Source organism: Bradyrhizobium sp. CCBAU 11386 (genome assembly GCF_028128955.1).
GTDB lineage: Bacteria > Pseudomonadota > Alphaproteobacteria > Rhizobiales > Xanthobacteraceae > Bradyrhizobium.
The window spans coordinates 157,616-164,790 of the sequence record NZ_LBKA01000252.1; the positions used below are offsets into that span (position 1 = coordinate 157,616).

A 7,175-nucleotide genomic window follows, 5' to 3' on the forward strand; every position below is an offset into this window, starting at 1 on the left:
AATGTCCGCCATTCCGGCCACCACGCTCACTGAAGCGACTGCGGCGATCGAGGATGTCTCGTCGCGCATCGAGGATGTCTTCGCGCGCGTCGGTCAGGAGCTCGGTCGCGGCCACCTCATCTTCAAGGAGCTGAACCAGGGCCTCGCGACGCTCTCCGAGGAGCTCTCCGGCGCCGAGATCGAGGGCGCTGCGACCGCGTTGCAGGAGATCGCCGCGCGGCTCAGCGAGCTGGCGCAGGCGCTGCCGGCCGAGAGCGCCCTGCTTGCGACGATCGGCACGAGCACGGCAGAGGCGTCCTCGCTGCTCAAGCCGCTGTTCAAGCACATCGGGATGATCACCATCATCGCGCGCAGCGCGCGGATCGAGGCGGCTTCGCTCGATGGCGACCGTGAGGGCTTTCTCGCCTTCACGCAGGAAGCCTACGATCTCGGCAGGGCCGTGCAGCGCTCGATCGAGGGCTGCGCGAGGGACCAGCAACGCCTGTCGGAAGCCGTCGCCACCGCCTCCGGCCGGCAGAAGGAATTCGAGAACCGTTACCGGGATCAACTGGTCTCGGAGAGCGCCGAGCTCGGCGAGGCCTATGGCGGATTGCGCGACCAGCGCAGCAAGGGCAGCCATGTCGCCGACCTCGCCAGCGCCAGCACCAGGAAGATCGCCGAGGCGGTCGGCAGCGCGATCATCTCCTTGCAGGCCGGCGACAGCACGCGCCAGCGTCTCGAGCATGTCTGTCACGGTCTCGGTCTTGCGTCAGGACCTTCTCCAAGCCTCGTTCCCGAACCGGTCACGAGCGATGACGGCGCGCGCGCCATCGGCCTGTTGCAGGCGGCCCAGCTCAGGGACGCCCAGCGCGAGTTCGGCGGCGACATCGGTCAGATCGTTCGCGCGCTGACGGCTATCCTGCATGATGCGGGCAGCGTTGTCGGCCACGGCCGTACGCTGTTCGGGGGTGAGGATGGCGGCTCGTCGTCGTTCCTGGCGCGCATCAAGCAGATACTGGCGCATGCCTCGATCCTGATCGCCACCTGCGAGAGCGCCGGCCGTTCGGTCGATGACGCACTGGCCATTGTCGAGGATACGCTGGCGAAATTTCGCCAGGCGATCGCCGGGCTCGCCGATGCGACCGTCGACATCACCCTGATCGGGATGAATGCCGGCCTCAAGGCAAGCCATCTCGGCAGCCGCGGCAGCGCCTTTGTCGTGATCGCCAACGAGCTCAAGGCGACTGCCGACCAGGTTTCGGCGGGGGCGGGGCGCCTCAGGCCCGTGCTCGACGGCATCGAGCGCTCGGCCAAGGCACTGAAGGAGCTGCGCGTGCAGGGCGATCCCACGCAGCTTGCCAATCTCGAGCCGCAGATCCTCCGGGCGCTGCGCGAGGTCGAGGCCGGCAACGAACGACTCGACAAGCTGATGAGCCGGCTCGTCGACGAAGGCGCGGAATTCGAAGGCCTGATGAATTCGGCACAAGGCCTGATGAACAAGCTCGGCGAAAGCTCCGCGACTTTGCCTGCGGTGGCCGCGCGCCTCGAGACTGCGAGTGCGGTCGCCCGGCGACCGCAACCAATTGCGCAGGACGAGGCCATGCTCGACGACCTCTTCGCGCGCTACACGATGGAGCGCGAGCGGGACGTCCACCGGGAGTTCCTGCAAACGTTCGGGCTAGCGTCGATCCCCGCCACGCGGCGCGTCGAGGCGATCGAGACCGCCGATGACGGCATAGAATTGTTTTGACATCGGCCGCGGCGTCGCCTCGCGCGCCGGCAGCAATTCGATGGATTGGGTTTTCGGGGTGTTAACCCTGCCGAAAGCGCTGATGGTTTGGTCATTGTCGCGCCCCAGAGATGGTCGCAAATAGCTGTCAATTTTCACGTCGAGAAATGTCGCATGTTGAGAGACGGCAAATACGCTGCCTGGTTCAGGACCCCGCGTGGCCAGGGCACCGGCGTCGTGGATCTGACTGGGGGCCGGATCTCGGGCAGCGACAGCTTCTTCACCTATGGGGGCTCTTATCAGCTCGATCAGCAAAGCTTCACCGCCGTTCTGACCGTGAAACGGCATGCCGATGGCCCACCGAGCGTGTTCGGTCCCGACGAGGTCGAGGTCAATCTTTCCGGCGTAAGCAGCGATGCGATGGCGACCTGCTCGGGAACGGCCAGGCAGGCGCCTGATATCAAGTTCGAGGCCACACTGATCTACAGTCAGGAAGATGCGCCGCCAGCCGATGCCAGGTGCGCAATCGTGAAGCTCAATGCCGACAGATTGCCCAAGGGCCTCGACAGCCGGTCGCGGCCGCACCATCCGTTCGCGCCGCCCAGGACGCCTGTGTCTTGAGGCTTGCCGCGTTTTAGCTTTGCATTGACGCTGTTTTCGCGAAAGCACTTGCGACGGTACCGCGGCAACCGTGCTTTTAGATGTGAAATCTAGGTTGAGGCTCATAACAACAGGGCGGACAGGGATATGCCTCAGATCTGGATGACATATGACGAACTCGCGACACTCAGCGGCTGTACGCCCGCAGAAGCCAGATTGCGGGCTATCCATCTGTCGCTTGACCGTCGCAAAAGTCGCGATGGGGCAACACGCGTCAAACTAGATCTGGCGCTGACGGCGAAATTCTTCGCCTCAATTCGCGACGCAGATTTTGACCTCGATTGTGCCATCGAAGCGCTACAGAATACGCACCGGCAGATGGCCGAACTCTTGGCGCCGAGCAAGTTTGGTCCCGGGCACAGGACGGCCTAATTGCCGAACTGCTGCTTTGGCCCGCCAAAGAGGTTGGGGCTGCGCCCTGTGTTTCCAGCGAAAGATGCGCCCCTGAAGGGGTTATTGTTGGCGACCAATCCCCATTTCGCGCTGGAGTTGGGGTGTGAGCCCCATTGCCCCTTCAGTTCGGCCTTGGCCGGTTCCGAGATTTCTCGTTGCGGGTGCGGGATTGGAAGGTGACGCGAGCGAAGTGCTAGTCGAGGTCGTCGAACTCGGTGCGGTGCCGGCATATCCGGTGCGAATACCGTTGGGGTAAGTCCCCTGGGCGTGAGCGGACAGGGATATGCCGAGGAGCGTGGCCCCGGCCAAGAGCACTGCGAAATGATTCATTTGGGTTCTGATCTCGTTACCGCTCCACACCACTCCACTGTGAACCCGGAGCTGCGCATTGCCAACCGCAACTTGGCGCCCATTTGGCATCGGCCAGCATGGCGCCTAAGAGGGCGGCCTGGGCAAGAAAGCCAGGATCGTTTGAGCAAGTAACACTCCGACAGTGCCGCCAGCCCCTTTTTGAAGCACGTCAAGCAGTGACGGATCGCGGTCTGGTGTTAGCCCTTGCAGAACCTCCAAGCCGACTGCAACGGCTACCACAAGCCCACAAGCCAAGCCGAAGCGCCCAGGCAGAAGGAAGGACAATAGGAAGCCCAACAGGCCATATGCGCTGAAGCGTTCGATGACGACGACCCAATAGGCCTCGTGATGACCCACGAGGACGGGCCGCCCCGCTAGCCTCGCCAGGGTGGCGTAGATGATAAGCGCAAGGCAAATCCCCGCGGCGGCAATGAGGTGGTTCCGATACATGCTGGCACAGTATAACAATCGGAATCTAGCAGGCCGAAAAAGCGCTGGTATCGTTAAAGGGTCTGCCATGCCGGTCCGCTGTAGGCTATGCGATGGCATCCTCATGGCCTTATCGGTAGCAAAAGATAGAGCTCAAGGACGGCAGAAACTCGATATTTCATGGCCGGATCGCAGCAAGAAATCCACTTGGAAGGCTTTGACGGCATCAACCGCTACGCCGTCCTCCAGACACAACCCGCTGCATTGGAGAGACGTTACGTTTGTCAGGACGCATCAGAAACTGCGGGGGTTGCGAGGACCGCGAAGGTCGGACGTATGGTTCCCACTTGAGATATTTAGCACGTCGCGTCCGCGAGATGGCCGAACGGGTAGCGTAGCCAGCCGCGAATGAGGTCGCTGCAATTAGAACCAAGAGTACCAAACCGAGCATTTAAGGGAAACCTCGTGCGCGAGCCTGCGACGGCAGTACGCAGTCAGTTCAACCCGGATAGGGCAATTCCGCGGAAACCCTGTGACTGTGATCAACTGAATGTGCGTAGAACAGGGGGAACCGAGTTTGCAGCGGGTCCATGTTTGCAAGCTTGACCCCCAAGGGCGCCGCTTCTTGATGCGACTTGCCTAAATTGGTGGCGTCGTCGTCGCGAAAGGACCTCTCGGGTGAAGTAACCCGCCGCAAATCCAGCACCGAGGATTGCTAGGCTAACATGGCACCAGCGAAGCATTTTGTGTGCCACCCTTCCGCACCTAGATTGCGGGCCAGTCGTATGAGGCGGTTGACCAGTGTGAAGTTCTTTTAGTTCGCCGCCGCCGTTCAATACCGCGACAACAAAGCCTTCCACGGCGCGGCGAAATCGCCCAAGTGAACCATGACGACCTCGTAGCGAACGTTACGAGAGCAGCAAATCGGTTGTCCGGGAATCGCTTCGCTGTTGTGGATGTAATGCCGCTCGCCCGCGGGGAGCGCTTCAATCTCCGTTAGGGTTTCACACTATTGTTTGGCGCTTTCACTGGAATATCCCACGGGCGCTTTCCATTGACGTCGCGGTCCCATGCCCGCGCGGTCGAGCTGGTTTTTTCCTCCGCCGCGTCCCTGGCGCGCGCTGCCTTGATTTGGTCGCGAAATGATATTTCGGGCGTAGCAGCAGGCGGCACTGCCGGCTGTGCGGCAACCGGAGCTGCAAAAAGGGTAATCGCGATCATGAGATATGTTTTCATCAGCCCCGATAACACGTCCGGGGACGCCGGTCCGATTTACTTTGTCCGCAACCTCAGGGTTGGCATCCACTTCTTCTTCAGGGTGCTTGCTAGCGCCCAAGCGACTAGGACCGCTGTCGTGACATTCACCCGTGGGCGGCTGATCCGCTAGGAGCACCCATCCGCCGGATCAGCGAAACTCTACGTTAGTTTGGTGCTCCGTCGGTTTTTACCCACATATTCGCCCCCACCTTGAACTCAAAGTGTTGCATTCTTTCCACGGTGGCTCTGGCGGGTACGTGACGCAGGCCAGTTTTGCGTGTGGTAAAGACCCCGGGTCCGATGCTCACTCCCCACGGTCGGCGATCGTGGTCCATAGCCGAGGCCGACCCGGCATTTGAATTCGAACCCAGCGATAGGGCACACGCGCCCACGGCTTGATCACCGGTGTCAGATTGTCGAGAACCAGATCGCCACTTCGGGTACGCACGACGAGAATGAGGTGATGCTTTCCCCAACGGGTCACGACCTCGCTCAGCAGCAGCGCGCTTGAGGGCAAGCCTCGATGGAGCAATTCGTGGCGCTTGCTCACTGCGTAATCATTGCAATCCCCACGATCCGGATTGATCAACCAGGCTTCGACGCCCGAGCTCAATTCCGCGGCGTCCGGACTAATGCTGCGGTTGACGGTTTGATTGACCTCTTTGAGAATGGCCCAGCGTTCGCCAGTCAGGCGAACCAGACCCCCGCGAAAGAGCGGCTGCGTGCGACAATCGTCCGCGTAGCGCAGGCAAAACATCGTGTAGGCCATTGGTGGAAGCGTCGGCGTTGCGAACCGTATGTGCCGTATTGTTGGCGACTGAGGCCCCGTCGGCATCTCCAGCTGCGCTGCATTGACGGCGTCAGGCCCGACGATTATCCCCACAATCGCCAGCACAGCCGTTGTAAACCAGCACAGCCGTTGTAAAAAAGGGCGCATGTCATGCTTCCCTATCTGTCGGGCGACGCTAGCTGCAACGGTGAGAGTTCCCGTGCCACGCCGACCCCTCACTTCAAAGTCGCTCGAGTTGCGCTTGGTGCCTACAACCTCGTAGCAATGTGAGATTGCATACGTTAGCGTAACACCTCTCGGGGAAATCGGTTCCGGAGGAAGTAGCAGGCCGACTTGCCCCCAACGGTGCGCCAAGTCCCGATACATGTGCAGTTTGTGCCAGCGGCTGAACCTTGAAGTGAGGCCGCAGCGTTCTTTGCAGTGGCCCCTGGTTACCGGTCGGCCCGTCCTGTGGCTCTCCGGATTGCTAGCTTCGATGGTGGCCTTCGGAGCTATAGCTGGAAGGATTGGGGGCCATTTTCGATCCTAACTAGCCCGATGCTGATTGAATTTGTATTCGGGATTGCTCGTCGGGTTGGCTCCGTGCGAGGGAAATCACGCCCGAAATGGTTTGGTGCTTATCGCAGCATCGCTTGCAGTGCCGTTTTGAGCAGAGCAGTATCCTATAGGGTATGGTTCTGGGGCGTCCCGGGCTGCTTGCTGTCGGCGTCGGTGGTCTCTCTCGCACAAGGTGTGCGGTCGCGTCGGATTCGGTCGGTAATTCCCCGAGGTCTTCATCATCGGAAAACCCCTCGCGTAACCGGAGAACGAGGTCCCGCCCACAGCTGACTGTCCCGCGCCACCAGATGTTCGTCGATCCTAAGAGGTACGCTCCCTCAGTGCAGTACTTCGGGCACTGGCGGTGGTCGTTGAATAGCTCACCAACGGTTCCTAAATTTACTTCGATGCCTCAGAAATCAGGGAGAAGTTGTCGATGCGAAAATTTGCCATTGTTGCAGCTGCCCTAATCGTGCCGGCGCTCGCAGCCGCGCAAAACCAGGGCGTGAAAAAAGCGGAACAGAAGCCGGATAATTGCTTTTACACCGTCGGAAGTCAGGCAATTCAAGTGCCGCTCGGCGCGAGTGTTTGCCGCAGACAACCGGCGCCCTACGACGACAAGTATTCGTTGCTTCGCTGCAATCCCCCGCTCGATGAGATCGCCTCGGACATCAAGCGTGGGGACGCTCGCTGCGATCGCTACGAAGAGCGTCAGTAGGGGGCGTGTGCTCCATAGGTGAGGCTTGAGACTATTTGGGCGAGCCATCCGAAACGCTCTGCGTCTTCGGGGGTGGGACAGCTTGGGGCAGGAGGACTTTTGCTAGACCGAAGTCGCCGCTTCAGGCTTGGATGCCGTTCCCAAACAAAATAGTAAACATCTTCCATGGTCGGCATTTTGGACCATGCCGCCTTGTCTCGTCCACTCCCTCAGGAAGAGCGCTCTGCTTCAGTCAGGATACTCGTCCCGGCGTTTCTCTCTCTCAGGCGCCGTAGGCGATCACGAACCGACGTCCGCGACGCGCGACCAAACAGGCGAGCGATCCGGTCGGT

Annotated in this window: 7 protein-coding genes; 4 read left to right on the forward strand and 3 right to left on the reverse strand. The window is 60.6% G+C overall.

What is annotated here, in order from left to right:
• Window position 1: 1 nt before the first annotated feature.
• From XI09_RS34435 to XI09_RS34445, 3 genes are all read left to right on the forward strand, one after another.
• A complete protein-coding gene (locus tag XI09_RS34435; protein WP_271570829.1) occupies window positions 2–1,729 on the forward strand; it encodes a chemotaxis protein in 1,728 nt (575 codons plus the stop codon).
• Window positions 1,730–1,882: 153 nt separating this feature from the next.
• Complete coding sequence (locus XI09_RS34440) at window positions 1,883–2,329, forward strand: hypothetical protein (protein ID WP_271570830.1); 447 nt, start codon at window positions 1,883–1,885, stop codon at window positions 2,327–2,329.
• A gap of 126 nt (window positions 2,330–2,455) precedes the next feature.
• The gene (locus tag XI09_RS34445) at window positions 2,456–2,740 is read left to right on the forward strand and encodes a hypothetical protein (RefSeq protein WP_271570831.1); all 285 of its coding nucleotides are present in this window, start codon (window positions 2,456–2,458) and stop codon (window positions 2,738–2,740) included.
• A 456-nt stretch (window positions 2,741–3,196) separates the two neighbouring features.
• Here the strand turns inward: XI09_RS34445 and XI09_RS45840 are convergent, their stop codons facing one another.
• The 3 genes from XI09_RS45840 to XI09_RS34455 form a co-directional block, all read right to left on the reverse strand.
• Window positions 3,197–3,562, reverse strand: coding sequence for a VanZ family protein (locus XI09_RS45840; RefSeq protein WP_333939155.1), 366 nt, complete (start codon window positions 3,560–3,562; stop codon window positions 3,197–3,199).
• A 975-nt stretch (window positions 3,563–4,537) separates the two neighbouring features.
• On the reverse strand, window positions 4,538–4,777 hold the full coding sequence (locus tag XI09_RS34450; RefSeq protein ID WP_271570832.1) for a hypothetical protein: 240 nt from the start codon (window positions 4,775–4,777) through the stop codon (window positions 4,538–4,540).
• Window positions 4,778–5,102: 325 nt separating this feature from the next.
• Window positions 5,103–5,735 (reverse strand): transglutaminase-like cysteine peptidase, encoded by a 633-nt coding sequence (locus XI09_RS34455; protein ID WP_271570833.1) that lies wholly within the window; start codon window positions 5,733–5,735, stop codon window positions 5,103–5,105.
• An 826-nt stretch (window positions 5,736–6,561) separates the two neighbouring features.
• Here XI09_RS34455 and XI09_RS34460 point away from each other — a divergent pair.
• On the forward strand, window positions 6,562–6,843 hold the full coding sequence (locus tag XI09_RS34460) for a hypothetical protein (protein ID WP_271570834.1): 282 nt from the start codon (window positions 6,562–6,564) through the stop codon (window positions 6,841–6,843).
• The last annotated feature ends 332 nt before the right edge of the window (window positions 6,844–7,175 follow it).

Excerpts from the sequence above, each read along its gene's own strand:
- XI09_RS45840 (WP_333939155.1), bottom strand. The coding sequence starts at position 3,562 with ATGTATCGGAACCACCTCATTGCCGCCGCGGGGATTTGCCTTGCGCTT.
- XI09_RS34460 (WP_271570834.1), top strand. The coding sequence starts at position 6,562 with ATGCGAAAATTTGCCATTGTTGCAGCTGCCCTAATCGTGCCGGCGCTC.
- XI09_RS34440 (WP_271570830.1), top strand. The coding sequence starts at position 1,883 with ATGTTGAGAGACGGCAAATACGCTGCCTGGTTCAGGACCCCGCGTGGC.
- XI09_RS34445 (WP_271570831.1), top strand. The coding sequence starts at position 2,456 with ATGCCTCAGATCTGGATGACATATGACGAACTCGCGACACTCAGCGGC.
- XI09_RS34455 (WP_271570833.1), bottom strand. The coding sequence starts at position 5,735 with ATGCGCCCTTTTTTACAACGGCTGTGCTGGTTTACAACGGCTGTGCTG.
- XI09_RS34435 (WP_271570829.1), top strand. The coding sequence starts at position 2 with ATGTCCGCCATTCCGGCCACCACGCTCACTGAAGCGACTGCGGCGATC.
- XI09_RS34450 (WP_271570832.1), bottom strand. The coding sequence starts at position 4,777 with ATGAAAACATATCTCATGATCGCGATTACCCTTTTTGCAGCTCCGGTT.